Source organism: uncultured Candidatus Puniceispirillum sp., assembly GCF_963979125.1.
In the GTDB taxonomy this organism is placed as follows: domain Bacteria; phylum Pseudomonadota; class Alphaproteobacteria; order Puniceispirillales; family Puniceispirillaceae; genus Puniceispirillum.
In genome coordinates this window covers 1-19,007 of record NZ_CAXBVX010000033.1, presented here as the reverse complement: position 1 = coordinate 19,007, position 19,007 = coordinate 1, and the positions used below count along the sequence as shown (strand labels likewise).

The 19,007-nt window shown below is 52.1% G+C and carries 21 protein-coding genes; 17 read left to right on the top strand and 4 right to left on the bottom strand.

Going from position 1 to position 19,007, the window contains the following annotated elements; all coding sequences use genetic code 11:
* The first annotated feature begins 229 nt into the window (after positions 1–229).
* On the top strand, positions 230–415 hold the full coding sequence (gene rpmF / locus ABNT28_RS05110) for a 50S ribosomal protein L32 (RefSeq protein ID WP_332924540.1): 186 nt from the start codon (positions 230–232) through the stop codon (positions 413–415).
* Positions 416–418: 3 nt separating this feature from the next.
* Here rpmF and ABNT28_RS05105 read toward each other — a convergent pair whose 3' ends face one another.
* On the bottom strand, positions 419–565 hold the full coding sequence (locus tag ABNT28_RS05105) for a hypothetical protein (RefSeq protein WP_332924539.1): 147 nt from the start codon (positions 563–565) through the stop codon (positions 419–421).
* 71 nt (positions 566–636) lie between these two features.
* Between ABNT28_RS05105 and hspQ the strand changes: the two genes are divergently transcribed.
* The 10 genes from hspQ (at position 637) to ABNT28_RS05055 (ending at position 10,311) form a co-directional block, all read left to right on the top strand.
* A complete protein-coding gene (gene hspQ, locus ABNT28_RS05100) occupies positions 637–966 on the top strand; it encodes a heat shock protein HspQ (RefSeq protein ID WP_332924538.1) in 330 nt (109 codons plus the stop codon).
* Between the two features lie 217 nt (positions 967–1,183).
* Positions 1,184–1,696: an SUF system Fe-S cluster assembly regulator gene (locus tag ABNT28_RS05095; protein ID WP_332924537.1), complete on the top strand. Its 513-nt coding sequence runs from the start codon at positions 1,184–1,186 to the stop codon at positions 1,694–1,696.
* A gap of 66 nt (positions 1,697–1,762) precedes the next feature.
* Positions 1,763–3,214 carry a Fe-S cluster assembly protein SufB gene (gene sufB, locus ABNT28_RS05090; protein ID WP_332924536.1) on the top strand — a complete coding sequence of 484 codons (1,452 nt, stop codon included), beginning with the start codon at positions 1,763–1,765 and terminating at the stop codon, positions 3,212–3,214.
* Between the two features lie 20 nt (positions 3,215–3,234).
* A complete protein-coding gene (gene sufC / locus ABNT28_RS05085; protein ID WP_332924535.1) occupies positions 3,235–3,990 on the top strand; it encodes a Fe-S cluster assembly ATPase SufC in 756 nt (251 codons plus the stop codon).
* Positions 3,965–5,230 (top strand): Fe-S cluster assembly protein SufD, encoded by a 1,266-nt coding sequence (sufD, locus tag ABNT28_RS05080; RefSeq protein ID WP_348721118.1) that lies wholly within the window; start codon positions 3,965–3,967, stop codon positions 5,228–5,230. The genes sufC and sufD overlap by 26 nt, the downstream gene beginning before the upstream one ends.
* A complete protein-coding gene (locus ABNT28_RS05075) occupies positions 5,227–6,474 on the top strand; it encodes a cysteine desulfurase (RefSeq protein WP_332924533.1) in 1,248 nt (415 codons plus the stop codon). Before sufD ends, ABNT28_RS05075 begins: the two co-directional genes overlap by 4 nt.
* 131 nt (positions 6,475–6,605) lie before the next feature.
* The gene (locus tag ABNT28_RS05070; protein ID WP_332924541.1) at positions 6,606–7,061 is read left to right on the top strand and encodes a DUF59 domain-containing protein; all 456 of its coding nucleotides are present in this window, start codon (positions 6,606–6,608) and stop codon (positions 7,059–7,061) included.
* A 52-nt stretch (positions 7,062–7,113) separates the two neighbouring features.
* Positions 7,114–7,464 (top strand): iron-sulfur cluster assembly accessory protein, encoded by a 351-nt coding sequence (locus ABNT28_RS05065; protein WP_013044892.1) that lies wholly within the window; start codon positions 7,114–7,116, stop codon positions 7,462–7,464.
* 70 nt (positions 7,465–7,534) lie between these two features.
* On the top strand, positions 7,535–9,373 hold the full coding sequence (locus tag ABNT28_RS05060) for an ABC transporter ATP-binding protein/permease (protein WP_332924532.1): 1,839 nt from the start codon (positions 7,535–7,537) through the stop codon (positions 9,371–9,373).
* Entirely contained in the window at positions 9,373–10,311 is a 939-nt protein-coding gene (locus ABNT28_RS05055) for an alpha/beta hydrolase (RefSeq protein ID WP_348721117.1), read from the top strand. Before ABNT28_RS05060 ends, ABNT28_RS05055 begins: the two co-directional genes overlap by 1 nt.
* Positions 10,312–10,313: 2 nt before the next feature.
* Here ABNT28_RS05055 and ABNT28_RS05050 read toward each other — a convergent pair whose 3' ends face one another.
* From ABNT28_RS05050 to ABNT28_RS05040, 3 genes are all read right to left on the bottom strand, one after another.
* Positions 10,314–11,477 (bottom strand): MFS transporter, encoded by a 1,164-nt coding sequence (locus tag ABNT28_RS05050; protein WP_348721116.1) that lies wholly within the window; start codon positions 11,475–11,477, stop codon positions 10,314–10,316.
* On the bottom strand, positions 11,477–11,848 hold the full coding sequence (locus tag ABNT28_RS05045; protein WP_332924529.1) for a cupin domain-containing protein: 372 nt from the start codon (positions 11,846–11,848) through the stop codon (positions 11,477–11,479). The genes ABNT28_RS05050 and ABNT28_RS05045 overlap by 1 nt, the downstream gene beginning before the upstream one ends.
* Positions 11,849–11,928: 80 nt before the next feature.
* Positions 11,929–12,687 (bottom strand): NAD kinase, encoded by a 759-nt coding sequence (locus tag ABNT28_RS05040; RefSeq protein ID WP_332924528.1) that lies wholly within the window; start codon positions 12,685–12,687, stop codon positions 11,929–11,931.
* A 184-nt stretch (positions 12,688–12,871) separates the two neighbouring features.
* On the opposite strand from ABNT28_RS05040, the gene ABNT28_RS05035 reads away from it, so the two are divergent.
* The 6 genes from ABNT28_RS05035 to queG all read left to right on the top strand — a co-directional run bounded on the left by ABNT28_RS05035 (position 12,872) and on the right by queG (position 18,937).
* The gene (locus tag ABNT28_RS05035; protein ID WP_332924527.1) at positions 12,872–13,774 is read left to right on the top strand and encodes a formate dehydrogenase accessory sulfurtransferase FdhD; all 903 of its coding nucleotides are present in this window, start codon (positions 12,872–12,874) and stop codon (positions 13,772–13,774) included.
* Between the two features lie 2 nt (positions 13,775–13,776).
* On the top strand, positions 13,777–14,403 hold the full coding sequence (gene mobA / locus ABNT28_RS05030; RefSeq protein WP_332924526.1) for a molybdenum cofactor guanylyltransferase MobA: 627 nt from the start codon (positions 13,777–13,779) through the stop codon (positions 14,401–14,403).
* A 191-nt stretch (positions 14,404–14,594) separates the two neighbouring features.
* Positions 14,595–15,536 carry a KpsF/GutQ family sugar-phosphate isomerase gene (locus tag ABNT28_RS05025; protein WP_332924525.1) on the top strand — a complete coding sequence of 314 codons (942 nt, stop codon included), beginning with the start codon at positions 14,595–14,597 and terminating at the stop codon, positions 15,534–15,536.
* A gap of 4 nt (positions 15,537–15,540) precedes the next feature.
* Complete coding sequence (queA, locus tag ABNT28_RS05020) at positions 15,541–16,632, top strand: tRNA preQ1(34) S-adenosylmethionine ribosyltransferase-isomerase QueA (protein ID WP_332924524.1); 1,092 nt, start codon at positions 15,541–15,543, stop codon at positions 16,630–16,632.
* Positions 16,633–16,634: 2 nt separating this feature from the next.
* Positions 16,635–17,768: a tRNA guanosine(34) transglycosylase Tgt gene (tgt, locus tag ABNT28_RS05015; RefSeq protein ID WP_332924523.1), complete on the top strand. Its 1,134-nt coding sequence runs from the start codon at positions 16,635–16,637 to the stop codon at positions 17,766–17,768.
* Between the two features lie 29 nt (positions 17,769–17,797).
* The gene (queG, locus tag ABNT28_RS05010; RefSeq protein WP_348721115.1) at positions 17,798–18,937 is read left to right on the top strand and encodes a tRNA epoxyqueuosine(34) reductase QueG; all 1,140 of its coding nucleotides are present in this window, start codon (positions 17,798–17,800) and stop codon (positions 18,935–18,937) included.
* Positions 18,938–19,007: the final 70 nt, after the last annotated feature.

Below are 19,007 nucleotides of genomic sequence, written 5' to 3'. Positions count from 1 at the left end.
CGATCTGTGGTGTGTCTCTGGGCGCGTCTCTGGGCGTGTCTCTGGGGGCGTCTCTTGGGGCGTCTCTGGCGCGTTTCTGGGGGCGTCTCTGGGGCGCCGTGGAAAGATAGGGGGTTCCGGTTGACATGCGGCGGCTTTTCGCCTACACCCCAACATCACTTTATACGTTGGTGCCGTGCCGTCGGTGGCGGATCGTGCCAGACCCTATTTCAGATAGACGAGCAATAATATGGCTGTTCCAAAAAGTAAAATCACCAAATCCAAGCGGAATATGCGCCGCGCGCATGATGCGCTTAGCTGTGACGCCTATGTCGAAGATAAAACAACCGGTGAATTGCACCGCCCGCATCACATTGACCTGAAAACAGGCATGTATCGTGGCAAGCAGGTGCTGAAAGTCAAAGACCGCATCTAGTCTCTAAATGATGTTGCGGCGTTTGGGCGTTGCGGCATCCGGCATCGGGGTTTGTACCTGTGCGGCGATACCCCGATTAGCAAGTGGCTGGCTCTGTGTTTGCGTTTCATCTGTCAGCTTGCCCTGTTTGATTTTCACCTGTCTGCGCATCACCCCGCCGACAATTCACCCAAAGCGGCCACATATATAGGTGGCCAGTGCATATAAAGGCTTTCCCCACAATGAACGGCAAGAATGCGAAATTCAGCATTGGTGCGATTGTACGGCATAGGCTGTATCCATTTCGCGGCGTCGTTGTTGATGTTGATCCCGAATTCGATAATACCGATGAATGGTATGAATCAATTCCAGCCGAAGCGCGCCCCGAAAAAGACCAGCCGTTTTATCATCTGCTGGCCGAAAATGCCGATAGCTATTACACCGCCTATGTCAGCCAGCAAAATCTGCTTGCCGATGGCGAGAATGGCCCCGTTGGGCATCCGGATATTGATGAGGTGTTTGACAGTCTTGACGGCGAGCAATACCGGCTTCGTCGTGAGGCGTTTAACTAGCCTCACTGTCAGATGACGGTGATGTCGCACCGTTCTAGCCGGTATGTTTTTTTCAGATTTTTCACATTAATCCGCATCAATAATACTTGCATTTTGGCAGGGTTTTCCTATATCTAGCTAATCAGGACTAAATTAGTCTTGTTTATGATAATCATTCGCATTTATGACCACGGTAATGTGGATTTTCGCGGCATATTGCGGCAGGTGAGGAACCAGCATGATACGGCTGAACCGGATGACAGATTACGCGATCGTGGTGTTGGGGGCGTTGGCGCATAAACGCGGCGAAACCATTGCTACTGCAACGCTGGCCGAACTGACCGGATTAAAACAGCCAACCGTGGCCAAGGTTGCCAAGATTTTGCTGGCGTCGGATTTGCTGGTGACGCAACGCGGGGTCAATGGTGGCTATCGGTTGCATCGGCCCGCAGGCTCAATCTCGCTGGTTGATATTGTCGAAGCGATGGAAGGGCCAATCGCGGTTACCGATTGTGTCGAGGGCGCCGCCGATCCCTGCGCGGTGACGCATTGCTGTTTCATGGCGCATAGCTGGAACCGCGTCAATCTGGCGATCCGCGATGCGCTGGATGCGGTGACGCTGGAGGATCTGACCGATCCAGCACAGTTATTTCCAGTGCGGGTGACAGCAGATAAAACGGCCAATAAGGGCGAATATGCCGATCATGACCAGTTTAAAGGCGGCGCATCAGACGTAGCGCGCCTGAATTAGCAGAATAATTAGCAGAATAATTAGCAGAATAAATTAACAAGATTTAGCGAGTAAAGAGGAAAGCTTATGGCGGCAACAACCCAAACCATCGAACAGATGGAAGCGGCAACGGGCAAATATAAATATGGATTTGTCACCGATATCGAAAGCGAAAAGGCACCCAAAGGCCTTAACGAAGATATTATCCGCTTTATTTCGGCCAAAAAAGACGAGCCGGAATGGATGCTCGACTGGCGGCTGAAAGCCTATGAAAAATGGCTGACGATGGAATCACCCGACTGGGCGAAGCTGGATATTGATCCGATTGATTATCAGGATGTGTATTATTATTCGGCGCCAAAAGATGCCGAAAAGCTTAAATCGCTTGATGAAGTCGATCCCGAATTGCTGGCGACCTATGAAAAGCTGGGGATTCCGCTGAATGAGCAGAAAATGCTGGCTGGTGTAGCGGTTGATGCGGTGTTTGATTCAGTATCGGTAGCAACGACTTTTCGCGGTGAACTGGCCAAGGTGGGGGTTATTTTCTGCCCGATTTCCGAAGCGATCCGCGACTATCCCGAACTAGTCAAAAAATATATGGGGTCAGTCGTACCGGTTGCCGATAATTACTTTTCGGCGCTGAATAGCGCGGTATTTACCGACGGTTCGTTTGTCTATATCCCGAAAGGCGTGCGCTGCCCGATGGAGCTATCGACATATTTCCGGATTAATGAACAGAATACCGGTCAGTTTGAACGCACGCTGATTATCGCCGAAGACGAATCCTATGTCAGCTATCTGGAAGGCTGTACCGCACCGCAACGCGATGAAAACCAGCTTCATGCGGCGGTTGTCGAGCTGGTCGCTTTCGACGATGCCGAGATCAAATATTCAACGGTGCAGAATTGGTATCCAGGCGATGAAAATGGTAAAGGCGGGATTTATAATTTCGTCACCAAACGCGGTGCCTGTCGTGGGGATCGGTCAAAAATTTCATGGACGCAGGTCGAAACGGGTTCGGCGATCACGTGGAAATATCCATCCTGTATTCTGCAAGGCAAGGAGTCGGTTGGCGAATTCTATTCGGTGGCTTTGACGAATAATAGGCAACAAGCCGATACCGGCACGAAAATGATCCATATCGGCGAAGGTAGCCGTTCGACCATCATTTCCAAGGGTATTTCGGCTGGCAAGTCGCAAAATTGCTATCGTGGCCTTGTCCGGATTCAGCCAGGCGCCGAGAATGCGCGGAACTTTACGCAATGTGACTCGCTGTTGGTTGGGGATAAATGCGGCGCGCATACGGTGCCTTATATCGTGTCGCGCAATCCAAGTGCAAAGATCGAACATGAAGCGACAACATCGCGTATTTCCGAAGACCAGTTGTTTTATTGCCTGCAACGCGGGATCAATGAAGAAGACGCTGTGTCGCTGATCGTGAATGGCTTCTGTAAGGAAGTGATGAAGGAATTGCCGATGGAATTTGCCGTTGAAGCACAGAAACTTATTGGAATCAGCCTTGAAGGCTCGGTTGGTTAATTAGAAACAGGACGACGTTAATGACAGCTTTACTTGAAATCAGGGATTTACATGCATCGGTTGGGGATACCCCCATTCTCAAAGGCATCAATCTGACCATTAATACAGGCGAAATTCACGCTATCATGGGGCCGAATGGCTCGGGTAAAAGCACGATGTCTTATGTGCTGTCTGGCCGTGATGGTTATGAAGTGACAGGTGGTGACGTGCTGATGAATGGCGTGTCGATGCTGGAGATGGAACCCGATGAGCGCGCCCGTGCAGGCATGTTTCTGGCGTTTCAATATCCGGTCGAATTGCCTGGTGTCGGCGGCATGAGCTTTTTGCGTGCGGCAGTTAATGCGCGTCGGATCGAGGCTGGCGAGGATGAAGTCGATCAGCTTGAATTTGTTAAAATGGTACGTGCCAAGGCCAAAATCCTAGGTATCAATGATGACATGCTGAAGCGGGCGGTCAATGTCGGCTTTTCGGGCGGTGAAAAGAAACGCTATGAAATTCTGCAAATGGCGTTGCTTGAACCAACGATGGCAGTGCTTGATGAAACCGATTCCGGGCTTGATGTTGATGCGCTGAAGATCGTATCAGAAGGCGTTAATCTGTTGCGTGATCCTGCGCGTTCGATGTTGGTTATCACCCATTATCAGCGGTTGCTGGATTATATTGTACCGGATTATGTGCATATTCTAGCAGGTGGCAAAATCCGTAAATCAGGCGATAAGTCGCTGGCACTTGAAGTAGAGGAGCAGGGCTATGCTGGCATCGACGATGCAGCCTAATCTTGACCAGCTTTCCGGCCTTGATGATGTGCGCAATGCGGCATTGGCGCGCTGGCAGGCTAATGGCTGGCCAGATGCAAAAGCCGAGTCATGGCGCTTTACCCGGCTTGGGGCGGTGGTAGCACGTGAGCTTGCACCAGCTATTGGCATGAGCGAAACTGCACATGCGCCTGGCGCCGAGATCACCGCGATTGCGACCGAGATGAAAGCGCATGTGATCCGTTTTTACAACGGTATGCTGGATGTTCGGAGCCTTGACGGGCTTCCTGACGGGATGACAGCGACGCATAGTCTGAATACAGATTTTGAGGCCATTACCGCCGAAGTGGCTGGGCTTGCGCCGGTCGATCATCCGGTAGGTAATCTGTCGTTGGCGGCGATGAGTGCTGGGCTTCGGCTTTCGGTTGACGCGGGTGTGCATATCGAGCAACCCGTTCTGTTGGCGTTTGAAGGTACAGGCGGGACTATTTCAGCGCATCCGGTGGTGATGGTCGATGTTGGCATTAGCGGCGCGGCGGTGATTGCCGAATGGCATCAAAGCCAACTTGGGTTGAGTGCGCCGCTTGTTGCGCTTCGTCTGGGTGATAAAGCCCGTCTTGATTATGCCAAGGTGCAAGCCGAAGGTGCGAATAATGTGCATCTTGCGGCGACCGGCATATCGCTTGGCGAAGGTTCGGTCTTTGCCGGATTTTCGATTTCAGTTGGGGGCCAGCTGGCACGGCTGGAAACGCATGTGACATTGACAGGTGAGTCAGCCGAATGTGGGCTATCGGCGATCTATCTTGGGCGCGATAAGCAACATCACGATATTACCACCTATATGGATCATGCGGTCGGGCATTGCCATTCTAGCCAGATTATCCGTGGGGTTTTGGATGACGCATCACGCGGGGTGTTTCAAGGCAAGGTGCATGTTGCACCTGATGCCCAGAAAACCGATGGCCAGCAAATGAGTCGGGCTTTGCTATTGTCGCGCAAGGCCGAAGCCGATGCCAAGCCTGAGCTGGAAATCTATGCTGATGATGTAATCTGTGCGCATGGTGCCACCGTTGGTGAACTTGATGAAACGCAACTGTTCTACTTGACCAGTCGCGGTATTCCAAAGGCTACCGCGCGTGCCATGCTGATTGGGGCGTTTCTGGATGATGCGATCGACTCGGTTGAAAATGCAGCGTTGGCTGGCATGTTGCGGCATATCAGTGATGGCTGGATGGCAGATGTGAAAGGGGTATCGCTATGACCGATAATCTTGCACTTCAGACGCCTAGCTTTGATAGTGATGCGATCCGTGCGGATTTCCCGATCCTGTCACGCGATATTCATGGCAAACCATTGGTATATCTGGACTCGGCAGCGTCGGCGCAAAAACCGCAACAGGTGATGAATGCCCTGATGTCTGCCTATACGGATACCTATTCAAATGTGCATCGTGGTTTGCATTTCCTGTCCGAAGCATCAACAGACGCCTATGAAGCGGTGCGCCAGAAAGTTGCTGGATTTATTGGCGCCCCGTCAGCTGACGAGATTGTGCTGACCGCAGGTGCGACAATGGCATTGAATATGATCGCCCAAAGCTGGGCCTTGCCGCGGTTGCAGGCTGGCGACGAAATTTTGATCAGTATTGCCGAACATCACGCCAATATCGTGCCGTGGCAGATGGTTGCCGAACGGACAGGTGCCGTATTGCGCGCGTTTCCGCTGCATGAAGATGGCGGTTTTTCGATGCAAGCCATGACCGAGATGACAAACGAGAAAACCCGGATCATTTCCGTGCCGCATGTATCGAATGTGCTGGGCACTGTTTATCCGCTTGCCGACATTGCGACGCTGGCAAAATCGGTTGATGCGCTATTTGTTGTTGATGGCTGTCAGGGCGTTGTGCATATGCCCGTTGATGTGACGGCGCTGGGATGTGATTTCTATGTGTTTTCGGCGCATAAATTATACGGCCCGAATGGCGTTGGCGTGTTGTGGGGCAAAGCCGAGATTCTGGCTGACATGCCGCCATTTATGGGCGGCGGTGATATGATTGACCGGGTGACGATCGAGAAAAGCACCTATGCCGACGCACCGCATCGGTTTGAAGCTGGCACGCCCGCGATTGCCGAGGTTATCGCGCTGGGTGCGGCGGTTGACTATGTTGAGGCCATTGGCATGGCGGCGATCAGGGCGCATGAACAGGACGTTCTGTCCTATGCGCATCAGCGTCTAAGTGCGGTTGAAGGCTTGCATCTTATCGGCACAGCCGCCGGTAAATCAGGCGTTGTGTCCTTTACGATGGATTGTGCGCATCCGCATGATATTTCGACGATCATTGACCGTGATGGTATTGCCATTCGCGCCGGACATCATTGCGCCCAGCCATTGATGGATTATCTGGATGTATCGTCAACAGCGCGGGCGTCTGTTGGTGTCTATACGACCAAGGGTGAATTTGACGCGTTGGCAACATCATTGGAAAAAGTAGTACGCATTTTTGGGTAGTACGCATTTTTGGCTAGGTGGTAAGTGACCATCAAAAGGTAGAATAGATGAACGATCAGCATGATGAGCAGAAGGATGAGGGTTTTGACAATCCCTATAAGGCGTCTGCATCCGTAAATATTCCAAGTCATATGCGTTCAGCCGAGGACCATAAGCTGGCGCGTGAAAATGACAGTGGTTATCTGGGGCCGGGGTTGCCCGAATTTCTGAATTTCGGTGCCAATACGTCTAGCGAAGGGGATGGATTCCGTGCAACGGCAGGTAGTCCGCTAGACGCGCCGCAAGGACAGGCTGATGCGGTGGCGATTGAAGATGCACTGAAATCAGTGCATGATCCCGAGATACCGGTTAATATTTTTGACCTTGGTCTTATATATGATGTGATCCGGCAGGATAATGGCGATGTCGATATTACAATGTCACTGACCGCGCCGGGATGCCCGGTAGCAGGTGAAATGCCAGGCCAAGTTGCCGAGGCGGTGGCGCTTGTTGACAGCGTTGGTAGTGTTAGTGTCGAGCTTGTATGGGATCCAGCATGGACGCCCGACCGTATGAGCGATGATGCAAAGCTGGCGCTGGACTGGTAGAATAGCCCTTTGTGGGGGATCTGATTTGTAATGCGTTTGGAAAGGATGGAACATGTTTGACCCGAATAAACCGATCGTCACTTTGACGGATAAGGCGGCACTGCATGTTCAAAGCCTGATGAATAAGGCTGAGAGCGATGTTATCGGTCTGCGGGTGGGGATCAAGACCACCGGTTGTTCAGGCATGCAATATGATGTCCAGTTTGCGACCGAACAAAAACCGTTCGAAGATAAGGTAGAAGAAAAAGGCGTAACGTTATTCATTGATCCAACCGCCGTGATGTTTCTGATCGGGTCGGAGATGGATTGGCAGGAAGATAAATTTGCCGCGCGTTTTGTCTTTAATAATCCCAATGAAATTGCCCGTTGTGGGTGCGGCGAAAGCTTTTCTGTCGCGTCATAGGCGGCTGTCAAAGCCTGTTTTATGCTGTTATCCATGACAGCATCTGCTGGCGTTAAACCAGACGGTGAATATGTCAGACCCGAAGTCAAAAAAAATCATTACGCTACTTGCCGATTTGGCGCGTTACACAATACCGCGCGGTAACTGGCGTGTTCGCGGCCGTATTACGGCGGCCTTTGCCTGTCTTATGGCGGCAAAAGGATCGAATATCATAACCCCGCTGATGTATGGTGCGGCCGTTGATCTGGTCAATGGCGATCAGGGGTTTGCGATGTCGGCCTTGATGTGGGTTGTGGCAGGTTATGCGCTGGCACGGCTAGGCCAGCAGGTGTTTAGCGAAGCCAAGCAATATCTGTTTGCCAGTGTTGCCCAGCGTGCAGTGCGAGGTGCCGCATTGAATGCGTTTCGTTATCTGCATAAATTGTCATTGCAGTTTCATCTTGATCGTCAGACAGGCGGGTTGACGCGATCGATTGACCGGGGTGCTAAAGGTATTGAATTTCTGCTGACCATCGCCTTTTTCGAGGTGCTACCCCTATTTGTCGAAATGCTGTTTGTCAGTGTCATTCTGTGGTCAATGTTCGGGTTTTTCTATGCGGCGGTGACATTTTTGACGGTGATGACCTATGTGATCTTTACCATTCGTGTGACCGAATGGCGGATACGGTTCCGGCGCGAGATGAATAATGCCGATGAAAGCGCCGCGACGCGTGCGGTTGATTCGATGCTGAATTACGAAACAGTCAAATATTTCAATGCCGAGGAGGTTGAAGCCGAACGGTATGATACGGCAATGCGTAAATATGAAATTATGGCGGTCAAGTCGCGCACATCACTGTCGGTGGTCAATATCGGGCAAGGGGCGATCATTGCCGTTGGTTTGATGGCGATGATGGGCATGGCTGGTCTGGATATTCAGCGTGGGGGGCTGACGGTTGGTGATTTTGTCATTGTGAATACTTATTTGCTACAGCTCTATCTGCCGCTTAATTTTCTGGGCTGGGTGTATCGGGAATTGCGGCAATCGCTGGTCGATATGGAACGCATGTTCAAATTGATGGATGAAGAACCCGATATTGCCGATAAGCCCGACGCGGGTGAACTGGCGGTTGGTGGCGGCGAATTGGTCTTTGATGATGTGCATTTTTCCTATGCCGAACGGCCTATTTTGAAAGGTGTCAGCTTTCGCGTTGCGCCCGGGAAACGTACCGCCATTGTGGGCCCAAGCGGGTCAGGCAAAACGACTATTTCACGGCTGTTATTCCGCTTTTATGATCCTAATCAGGGCAGTATCCGCCTTGATGGGCAAGATTTGCGCGATGTGTCACAAAGTTCGCTTCGCAACGTGATTGGCGTGGTGCCGCAGGATACCGTCATGTTCAATTCAACGATCGGTTATAATATCGGCTATGGACGGCATGATGCCAGCCAGGCCGACATCGAAGCGGCGGCCAAGGCAGCAGCGATTGATGGCTTTATCAGCAAATTGCCCGATGGTTATGACACGCGGGTTGGCGAACGTGGATTGAAATTGTCCGGTGGTGAAAAACAGCGTGTAGCCATTGCCCGCGCGATTTTGAAGAAGCCTGCGATTTTTCTGTTTGACGAAGCGACATCGGCACTGGATAGCCGCACCGAAAAGGACATTCAAAGTTCGCTGAATGATATTTCGCGGAGCCAGACAACATTGGTCATTGCGCACCGGCTTTCGACAGTTGTCGATGCCGACGAAATTCTGGTGCTGGCCGATGGTGAGGTGTGCGAGCGCGGCACGCATCGCCAGCTTCTGGGCAAAAAGGGACTCTATGCAACGATGTGGCAACGCCAGTCCGACGGTTTCATTGATGATGATGGCGATGCTGTTATCTATGACGGTAATGCCGACATCGCGCATGAGGTTATAAGCTGATGTATCGCTATGCCAGCGAAGCAGGACTTGTCTTGCCGCCTGGTACCGATATTAATATCCCCTATGAAGGGCGCAATCTGCGCGGGCATCTGGCTGAAATAGCTGATCAAACAGCGGTGCGCGGGCATGTTGTGATATGCCCCGGATTTACCGAATTCTGTGAAAAATATGCTGATGTGATGCAGGCGTTTAACGATCGCGGCTATAACGTGCTGGCTATAGATTGGCCAGGGCAAGGCATGTCAGGGCATCTAGGGCGGCATCGTATAGCGGTGCATTGTGACAGCTTTGACCAGCATATCGGGGCGATGGACGCGTTGATCGCGGCGGTAGGATGGCAGGATAGGCCGCTGATCCTGTTCGGCCATTCGATGGGCGGGCATCTGGCTTTGCGTTTGTGTCAGCATCTGGACGCGCAGGTGATAGCGGCGATAATATTGTCGCCAATGATCGCGCCACCCGTTATGCCCGTATGGCTGGTGCGGTTGATTACGCATATATTGGTGGGAGCTGGCTTTGGGCGCTTTTATCTGCTGTTTAAAAAGCCGCCAGCACTGGCGCATGTTCGGCAATTTCGCCCGCATAATGTGCTGTCACGCGACAAATATGGCTATGAAAGCCAGTTCGTCTGGTTCGATGATAATGCCGAATTGCGGCGTAGCCAGCCAACCGCAGGCTGGGTGCATGCCGCCTATGAATCCTGTGCGCGCACGACATTGAACAAGCAATGGATGGCGGCGATAGAGTGTCCGGTTCTGGCCTTGGTAGCAGGCGATGAGCAGGTGGTGCATAAAGCGTCAATCGACCGGATGCTGGCTTGTTTGCCCCGCCTGACGCGGCATGACTATGACGACGCGCGGCATGAATTGCTGAACGAAACACCCGATGTGATTGCTGATATATGGAAACGGGTGGATGCGTTTTTAGGTGGTGGTTAGGATTATAGGCGCTTGAAAAAGCGGCCACTGGCAAGCGCGCATTCCAGAATGGCCAGACCAAAAGCTGTCCAAAGCAATATAGCCATGCCGCCCTGAACGATCATATGACCAGCGACAAAGGGAAAGCCGAAGACACCGATAAAATAGGACAGGCCAAATAATTGTAATGTTTGCGGCAAGATTTCTGGATTGGCCTCATTCGCCGCCATCGCCTTGATGATCGGATAGGAAACACCATAGCCAATGCCAAATAATATCGCCCCAAGCACATAGAGAAAGACACTGCTTTGCTGTATAATAAACAGCATGACACTGAGCCCCATAACGCCAAGCAAGAGCGCGATCACCGCATAAGGCGAGCGACCGCCCATAAATTGTGCAAAGATCACACGGCAGACGATGACGGTGACCGTATAGGCCAGAAAATAATCGGCATAGGCAAGGTTTTGCGCGTCGGCATAAACTATCTGGAAATTTGTGACGCCTGCAAAAACGCTGGCTCCAATGCCAACCATGGCAATCGGAATGGCGGCACGTGAGGTCATCACATCCTTGATGGCGGTAATTGTCAGTCTGGTTTTATCAACAATCTGCTTTTCAATGGTCAAGGCGCGCATAGGGCGGGTCAGCCAGAAAAATAGAATGGTGCTTGCCCCGCATAAGCCAGCTGTAGCCAAAAAGGTTAGGCCAATGTCAAAACCAAGCCGCGTCAAGACCGCGCCAAATACAGGCGTCAGACCAAAACCCGCCATGATGAATACCGATAAAAGGGTGAAATACTGTATCCGTTCATGTGGGTGAATGACCCGATTCAGTGCCACCGGTGTCAAGGTGTAGAACAAGCCCCAGCCGGCGCCCAATAATAGGCCAGCCGATTGAACAATAAGACCTGTTTCACGCGCCAGCCCAAATAACAGACCTGCCAGCGTAATCAGGCCACCTGCAATGGCGATAGTGGTCATAAGACCTGTCACAGCCGTGATGTGACCCGAATAAATGACAACGATTAATGTCGCTATCGCCGTTAGTGCCAAGACAAAGCCGACATCGGCTTCATTGCCGCCAAAACGGGCAAATAAAGCAGGTAGCAAAAAGGTCAGCCCATAAGCACCTGCCTGCAAAAAAATGCCAAGAAAATAGAGGCTGATAAATGTCTGGCGCTGCATTAGGCCACTTCACCGCCATCAGGGCCATAGAAAATAACCCATGTTGTCATGCTGTCGCCAAACTGGGTAAAGCGGTGCGGTACACCAGCGGCAACAAACAGAAAATCACCCGGGGCAAACGGGACGCGTTCGTCAGCCATTTCAAAAATCCCAGTTCCATCAAGGATGATATAGACCTCGTCCTGACGATGCGGGGTTTGATAATCAGCTTTTACGGGTTCATAGAGTTCAACTTTGAGGGTGCCATGTTCAAAAAAACTGGCAAATCTTTGTGAGATTTCATTTACGGTTTTTTCGGCCAGAATCGAACGCGCTCTGGGAAGGCTGATATGTGCACATTGTGACGGCTTGTCGGGGGTATCCTGTGTCATGCTATCTGCTCCATCAAATCAATAGGCTGATTATCCGATATTATAGACTGCAATGTGTTAATAAATCATGAACAGCGAGATTAAACCAAAAATTGCTCCTGAATGGCACGTTCGGTCAGAGAGAACCCCGGATCATATAGCAAATTCAAGGTGATATCACGTGCCTGAACAACGGATACGCTTTTGACATTGCGAAATTCGGTGCTGTCAGCACTGACGCTAAGTGGCCTGAAATCAGGTTCGAGATTTGTCAGCGCGACGGCGGATGTTTCAGGAAGCAACGCCCCACGCCAGCGTCTTGGGCGGAAAGGCGAGATTGGCGTCAAGGCCATCAATTCGGTGCCAAGCGGAATGACCGGACCATGCGCCGAGAGGTTATAGGCGGTTGAACCGACAGCGGTAGCCAGCAACACACCATCACAGATCAGCTGTTCCAGCTTGTTTTTCCCATCAACAGCAATATTGATATGCGCGGCGTTATGTGTTTGCCGCAATAATGACACTTCGTTGATCGCCAGTGCTTCATGCGCTTGGCCATTCGTGTCGGTGGTGGTCATGCGCAAAGGATGAATGGGCGCACCTTCGGCGGCGGCGATGCGTTCTGGCAGTTCGGCACTGGCATAATGGTTCATCAGAAAGCCAAGATGCCCGCAATTCATCCCAAAAACAGGCAAGCCCGATGCCATGGTTTCATGCAAAACGTTCAGCATATGCCCATCACCACCAAGCGCGACGATATGCGTGGCGTCAGCAAGCGCGTTATGACCATAAAGTTCAACAAGCTGTTGCAGGCGCATTTTGGCCAGATCATGATTTGATGCGTTAAAGTGAATCTTCATTACAAACCTGCTGCCCTGCGCGCCCATGATGCCGATAGAGATGATAAAGACTGCGCCAATGACATGAGCATAATCAGTTTTTTAGGTAAAGGCAAAATTAGGGCGCTGGAAATAGGCATATTAGCATAACTATTTTCATATAAGGGGCTTGAAAGTGGAGGGGTGTTTCGGCCACTGTTGTGGCATGAATGATAAATCAAAGAATGTGCCATCCATGTTGATCGCACCTGAGCCAGATGCGGATGGTCTGACGGTAAATGTTGCTGGCCTTAATGAAGCTGGTCAGCCGATCAATTTGCCTGTTGTTACCGAAAAACCGATAACGCTGTTTCTGAATAATCAGGAAATCGTGACATCAATGACGTTGGGTGACTGGGTGCCTGAACTGGCTGTTGGTTATTTTCTGAACCAGAATATGCTGCGCCATGATGATGACATCACCAGCATCGATATTGATGATGATCTGGGTGTTTGTATCGTTCGCACCGCACGCGAGACCGATTTTGAAGCCAAAATGAAGCGTAAAATCCGTACTAGCGGTTGTGCCGAAGGCACGGCCTATGGCGATATGATGGAACGGTTTGATGATATAACACTTAGCCCTGATGCGCGATTCAAGGCAAGCTGGCTTGTTGGCCTGTCAAAAGCGATCAATACGACGCCCAGTTTGTATCTGAGCGCGGGTGCGATACATGGATGTGTGCTGTGCAAGGCGGATGCGCCGCTTGTCTATATGGAAGATATAGGGCGGCATAATGCGGTTGATAAAATTGCTGGTTGGATGTTTCTGAATAAGGTCACCCCGCAGGATAAGATTTTTTACACAACTGGGCGTTTGACCACCGAAATGGTTATCAAGGCTGTACAGATGCAGATTCCCGTTCTGGTATCGCGTTCGGGCTTTACCGCCGCGGCTGTCGAGCTGGCACGGCAGGCGGATTTGACGCTGATCGGGCGTGCCAAAGGCAAACGCTTTATCGCGCTTGCCGGACAGCAACGGATCGATTTTGATATTGAAACGGGTGGTGCGGTTGATGCGGAATTTGCCGATAGCCCGTCGCGCCAACGTGCCCAGCAAGAGACATGAGTATGTCTCTAGTTTCTGATCTTGAGGCGGCTGATTGTCTGGGGTTTTTGCTTCTGGCTGGTGGTCAATCAAGGCGCATGGGCGGCGGTGATAAAAATCTGATGCTGCTGGACGGAAAGCCGCTTTTACAGCATGTGCTTAACCGGATTGATATAGGCAATGCGCCAATATTATTGAATGCCAATGGTGATCCGGCGCGTTACGCCAGCTTTGATCTGCCTGTACGCGGTGATGTGGTTACGGGTTTTGCTGGACCGCTGGCAGGGATATTGACCGGATTGGAATGGGCGGCAAGCACACATCCGAATGTTACCCATATTATCAGCCTTGCCACCGATGCGCCGTTTCTGCCGCGTGATTTGCCAGCCCGTCTGGTGGCTGGTCTGGTTGATGCGGGGGCATATATTGCCCAGGCATCTTCACAAGACAGGCGGCATCCGGTATTTGCGATCTGGCCAGTTGCGCTGGCGGCTGATCTGCGACATGCGCTGGTCGATCAGGATGTGCGCAAGATTGATGATTTTACCAAGCGCTATCATTGTGCCGTGGTGCCATTTGAAGGCACGCCAGACCCGTTCATGAATCTGAACCGCCCCGAAGATTTTGCTATTGCGCAAGCGCATATCTAGCGCGCTGTCGCCATGAGGTGATAGCTGTATCTGAGGGCGTCTGGTGAGGTTGATGTGATAAAAACCACCTGTGCATCTTGTGATTGATGACTTGTGATTGATGCTTGTGCGCGGTACATAGACACTATGGATATGAAGGTTAGATATATAAAGACTAGGTATATAAATATTGGCGGATATGAGGATCAATAATGGCAAGTGATGCTATAACAGCAGCGCAAGAGCTTTTTACCGCCTATCATGAAGCATTGACGCGGCTTGAAAAAGGACTTGGCGACGGGTTTAGCGCGGCGGTTGATATGATGCTGGATACGACAGGTCATGTGGTTGTGTGCGGCATGGGCAAATCGGGTCTGGTTGGCCGGAAAATTGCGGCCACGCTGGCGTCAACAGGCACACCATCATTGTTTTTGCATCCTGCCGAGGCGATCCACGGTGATCTGGGGATGGTGCGGCGCGGTGATGTTGTTTTACTGATGTCACATTCAGGTGAAACCGAGGAAATCATTCGTTTGCTGCCAGCGTTAAAGCGACTTGATGCGCGGATTATCGCCTTTACCAGCAATGCCAATAGTACGATGGCGCGCGAGGCCGAAATTGCGCTTGATATATCGGTTGACCGCGAGGCCTGTCCACTCAATCTGGCTCCGACAACGTCGAGCCTGAATACAATGGTGCTAGGCGATGCGCTGGCGGTTGCCTTGATGGAAAAGCGTGGTTTTGAAGCGGCCGATTTTGCCGCAACGCATCCTGGCGGGGCTTTGGGGCGTCGCTTGCTGACGCATGTGCGTGACCGGATGCGCGTTGATAATCTGCCTTTTGTTGATGCGGAAAGCACGGTTCAGGATGCCCTGATTACCATGACCGAAGGGCGGCTTGGTCTGACGCTTATTGGCACGCCCACCCAGCTTGAAGGGGTTTTGACAGATGGTGATCTGCGCCGTTTGCTGGTGTCAGGTGCCGATCTGGCAGGTGCGCGTGTTGGCGATGTGGCCAGTGCCGACCCGTTGACGATCACGCCCGATGCGATGATGAGTGCCGCCGAAGAAAAGATGCTGGAAGCGCGGGTTCAATGTCTTGTTGTGGTTGACGATCAGGCGACGGTTGTCGGTATTTTGCAGATTTTTGAATAGGCTTATGAAACTTTCTGATTTTGATTTTGATCTGCCGCCAGAGCGGATCGCCGTAGCCCCTGCAAATCCGCGTGATAGTGCCAGATTGCTGGATATGTCAGGCGGTGGCATAGCTGATCGTCTTGTTGGTGATCTGCCCGATCTGTTGCAGGCAGGCGATCTGTTGATCGTCAATGATACGTCGGTTATTCCGGCCCGGCTTGTGGGCAAGCGCGGAGATGCCAAAATCAGCGTGACATTACATAAATATGAGAGGGATGCGGTCTGGCGGGTATTTGCCAAGCCAGCCAAGAAATGCCGCCCTGATGACGTTATTATCTTTGCCACTGATTTTGCTGCGCGCGTTCTGGGACGGGGGGCTGGCGGTGATGTTGTGCTTGGTTTTATCGATCCGGTTTCAGGTAATGCGCTAGAATCCGACAGGCTGAATGCGGGGCTGGATAGATATGGCACGATGCCATTGCCGCCCTATATCGCGCGGCCTGATGGTGTGCTTGACAGTGATCGTGATAACTACCAGACCATCTTTGCCAGCCAGCGCGGGGCGGTGGCGGCGCCAACGGCGGGTCTGCATTTTACCGATGGGCTGAACAAGGCGTTACAGGCAAAGGGCGTGGAGATTGCGGCGGTGACATTGCATGTGGGAGCAGGCACATTTTTGCCTGTGACAGTTGAAAATATCGCCGAGCATAAAATGCATTCCGAATGGGGTGCGATTTCGCCAGAGGTTGCCGCCAAAATCATGGCCACCAAAAAGTCAGGGGGACGCGTTGTTGCGGTGGGGACGACAAGCCTGCGTATTCTGGAAGCCAGCTATGCCGCGCTAGGCCATATTGGTGCATTTACCGGCGAGACGGATATTTTCATTACGCCCGGGTTTGAATTCAATGTAGTCGATATGCTGATGACAAATTTTCATCTGCCAAAATCGACATTACTGATGCTGGTCAGTGCGTTTGCTGGATATGCCCCGATCATGGCCGCCTATGAGCATGCGATTGAACAAGGCTATCGGTTCTTTTCCTATGGCGATGCCTGCCTCTTATCGCATAATCTTTTAGCGCATAATCAACCTGCACAAGCCGAAACGGAATGAAAATGACCGCATTTTCCTATAGTCTGATTGGCACCGATGGCACCGCACGACGAGGCCGCCTGAACACCGCATGGGGTGTTGTCGAAACGCCGGTTTTCATGCCGGTTGGTACCGCCGCCACCGTCAAAGGCATGATGCCTGAGTCGGTGAAATCGACAGGTGCCAGCATCATTCTGGCAAATACCTATCATCTGATGTTGCGGCCAGGCGCCGAACGTGTCGGGCGGCTTGGCGGGGTGCGCAAAATGATGGGCTGGGATGGCCCTTTATTGACCGATTCTGGCGGCTTTCAGGTGATGTCGCTAGGCCCACTTCGCAAGCTGGATGAAGATGGTGTGACCTTTAAATCGCATCTGGACGGTAGCAAGCACCGGCTGACCCCCGAACGATCAACCGAAATTCAGCATCTGCTGGATGCGACGATCACTATGGCTTTTGATGAATGTACGCCATATCCAGCAGAAAAGGCCGTTGCGGCAGAGTCTATGCGGCTGTCAATGCGGTGGGCCAAGCGATCACGCGATGCTTTTGTACCACGCAAAGGCTATGGGCAATTTGGGATCGTGCAAGGGTCGGTTTTTGCCGATTTACGCGCCGAGTCAGTGGCGGCCTTGGCCGATATTGGCTTTGAAGGCTATGCCATTGGCGGTCTGGCCGTGGGCGAAGGGCAAGACGCGATGTTCGAGGCGCTGGAGTTCACCACGCCTTTGATGCAGGCAGACAAGCCGCGCTATCTGATGGGGGTTGGCAAGCCGTCCGATCTGGTTGGCGGGGTGGCACGCGGCGTTGATATGTTCGATTGTGTTCTGCCAACGCGTTCGGGGCGTACCGGGCAGGGCTTTACCCGCCGCGGCGCAATCAATATCAAGAATGCGCGCCATGCCGAAGATAACCGCCCTGTTGATGAGGCCTGTAGCTGTCCGGCCTGTTCGCGGTTTTCGCGCGCCTATCTGCATCATCTGTTCAAAGCCGATGAAGTGCAGGGGCTGATGCTGTTGAGTTGGCATAATATCCAATATTATCAGGATCTGATGGCTGATATGCGGGCGGCAATCGAGGCTGGCACATTTGCGCAATTTGAAAAAACCTTTCATGCTACCCAGAGCCTTGGTGATATAGATCCGCTTGATCCCTAAATCCCGATGGGTGCTGGTAAGGAGTTTTGATGTCAACGCCTGTGGTTTCACATGATATGCACAAGCTGAAAGCATGGTTGCTGGCCGATGCACAGGCGGCAGGCTTTGCCGATGTCGGGATCACAAAAGCCAAGCATTCCGCCCATACCACCGACGGGTTGGCGCAATTTCTGGATGATCATTATGAAGGCGACATGGGCTGGTTGCGCGATACAGCCGATAGGCGCCAGCAACCGCAATCGATGTGGCAAGATGCCCGCACCGCGATTGTTTTGGGGATGAATTATGGCCCTGACCATGATCCAATGGGCAATCTGGATGCGCGGGACAAAGGCAATATTTCGGTCTATGCGCGCGGGCGTGATTATCATGAGGTAATCAAAGGCAAGCTGAAACAACTGGCCGGGCGGCTGGCGGCTAAATCAGGCTGGCAGGTCAAGGTGTTTGTCGATACCGCGCCCTTGATGGAAAAGCCGCTGGGGCAAAGCGCCGGTATTGGCTGGCAAGGCAAACATACGAATCTGGTGTCGCGGACGCATGGGTCATGGCTGTTTTTGGGCACGATCCTGACTGATGGTGAATTGCCCTATGATGACGCGACCAGCGACCATTGCGGAAATTGCACAAATTGCCTTGATATTTGCCCGACAGATGCGTTTCCGGCACCCTATCGGCTGGATGCGCGGCGGTGCATTTCCTATCTGACAATCGAGCATAAAGGCCAGATACCCACAGAATTCAGAGCCGCCATTGGTAACCGTATCTTTGGCTGTGATGATTGTCTGGCGGTGTGTCCGTGGAACAAATTTGCCAAGGCCGCTAACGAAGCCAAACTGACCGCGCGTATGGAAACAACATTACCAGAGCTAGCGGCATTACTGGCACTAGACGAGGCCGGATTTCGTGCGCAATTTGCCGGTACGCCCGTGCGCCGTGCGGGCTATGCACGGTTTATGCGCAATGTGCTGGTCGCGGCAGGCAATAGTGGTACGCCTGAATTGGCGGCGGCGGTGATGCCGCATCTGGACAATGACAGCGCGCTGATACGCGGCATGGCGGTGTGGGCGGTAAAGCAATTATTTTTGGATGATGCGGATGCTTTTGCGCGCCTTAAATCCAGCCATGGTGCGGGCGAACGCGACAAAACGGTGCTGGCCGAATGGGGATAGGGCTGTAGTGCGGGGTGTGTTAATTTTTTTCTAAATCCTCAAGATCCTCTGATGTAAAACTTTTTGTTTG

What these genes read in the sequence shown, in the direction of transcription:
- rpmF (WP_332924540.1), top strand. Translation starts at nt 230, where the DNA reads ATGGCTGTTCCAAAAAGTAAAATCACCAAATCCAAGCGGAATATGCGC.
- ABNT28_RS05105 (WP_332924539.1), bottom strand. Translation starts at nt 565, where the DNA reads ATGCGCAGACAGGTGAAAATCAAACAGGGCAAGCTGACAGATGAAACG.
- hspQ (WP_332924538.1), top strand. Translation starts at nt 637, where the DNA reads ATGAACGGCAAGAATGCGAAATTCAGCATTGGTGCGATTGTACGGCAT.
- ABNT28_RS05095 (WP_332924537.1), top strand. Translation starts at nt 1,184, where the DNA reads ATGATACGGCTGAACCGGATGACAGATTACGCGATCGTGGTGTTGGGG.
- sufB (WP_332924536.1), top strand. Translation starts at nt 1,763, where the DNA reads ATGGCGGCAACAACCCAAACCATCGAACAGATGGAAGCGGCAACGGGC.
- sufC (WP_332924535.1), top strand. Translation starts at nt 3,235, where the DNA reads ATGACAGCTTTACTTGAAATCAGGGATTTACATGCATCGGTTGGGGAT.
- sufD (WP_348721118.1), top strand. Translation starts at nt 3,965, where the DNA reads ATGCTGGCATCGACGATGCAGCCTAATCTTGACCAGCTTTCCGGCCTT.
- ABNT28_RS05075 (WP_332924533.1), top strand. Translation starts at nt 5,227, where the DNA reads ATGACCGATAATCTTGCACTTCAGACGCCTAGCTTTGATAGTGATGCG.
- ABNT28_RS05070 (WP_332924541.1), top strand. Translation starts at nt 6,606, where the DNA reads ATGCGTTCAGCCGAGGACCATAAGCTGGCGCGTGAAAATGACAGTGGT.
- ABNT28_RS05065 (WP_013044892.1), top strand. Translation starts at nt 7,114, where the DNA reads ATGTTTGACCCGAATAAACCGATCGTCACTTTGACGGATAAGGCGGCA.
- ABNT28_RS05060 (WP_332924532.1), top strand. Translation starts at nt 7,535, where the DNA reads ATGTCAGACCCGAAGTCAAAAAAAATCATTACGCTACTTGCCGATTTG.
- ABNT28_RS05055 (WP_348721117.1), top strand. Translation starts at nt 9,373, where the DNA reads ATGTATCGCTATGCCAGCGAAGCAGGACTTGTCTTGCCGCCTGGTACC.
- ABNT28_RS05050 (WP_348721116.1), bottom strand. Translation starts at nt 11,477, where the DNA reads ATGCAGCGCCAGACATTTATCAGCCTCTATTTTCTTGGCATTTTTTTG.
- ABNT28_RS05045 (WP_332924529.1), bottom strand. Translation starts at nt 11,848, where the DNA reads ATGACACAGGATACCCCCGACAAGCCGTCACAATGTGCACATATCAGC.
- ABNT28_RS05040 (WP_332924528.1), bottom strand. Translation starts at nt 12,687, where the DNA reads ATGAAGATTCACTTTAACGCATCAAATCATGATCTGGCCAAAATGCGC.
- ABNT28_RS05035 (WP_332924527.1), top strand. Translation starts at nt 12,872, where the DNA reads ATGAATGATAAATCAAAGAATGTGCCATCCATGTTGATCGCACCTGAG.
- mobA (WP_332924526.1), top strand. Translation starts at nt 13,777, where the DNA reads ATGTCTCTAGTTTCTGATCTTGAGGCGGCTGATTGTCTGGGGTTTTTG.
- ABNT28_RS05025 (WP_332924525.1), top strand. Translation starts at nt 14,595, where the DNA reads ATGGCAAGTGATGCTATAACAGCAGCGCAAGAGCTTTTTACCGCCTAT.
- queA (WP_332924524.1), top strand. Translation starts at nt 15,541, where the DNA reads ATGAAACTTTCTGATTTTGATTTTGATCTGCCGCCAGAGCGGATCGCC.
- tgt (WP_332924523.1), top strand. Translation starts at nt 16,635, where the DNA reads ATGACCGCATTTTCCTATAGTCTGATTGGCACCGATGGCACCGCACGA.
- queG (WP_348721115.1), top strand. Translation starts at nt 17,798, where the DNA reads ATGTCAACGCCTGTGGTTTCACATGATATGCACAAGCTGAAAGCATGG.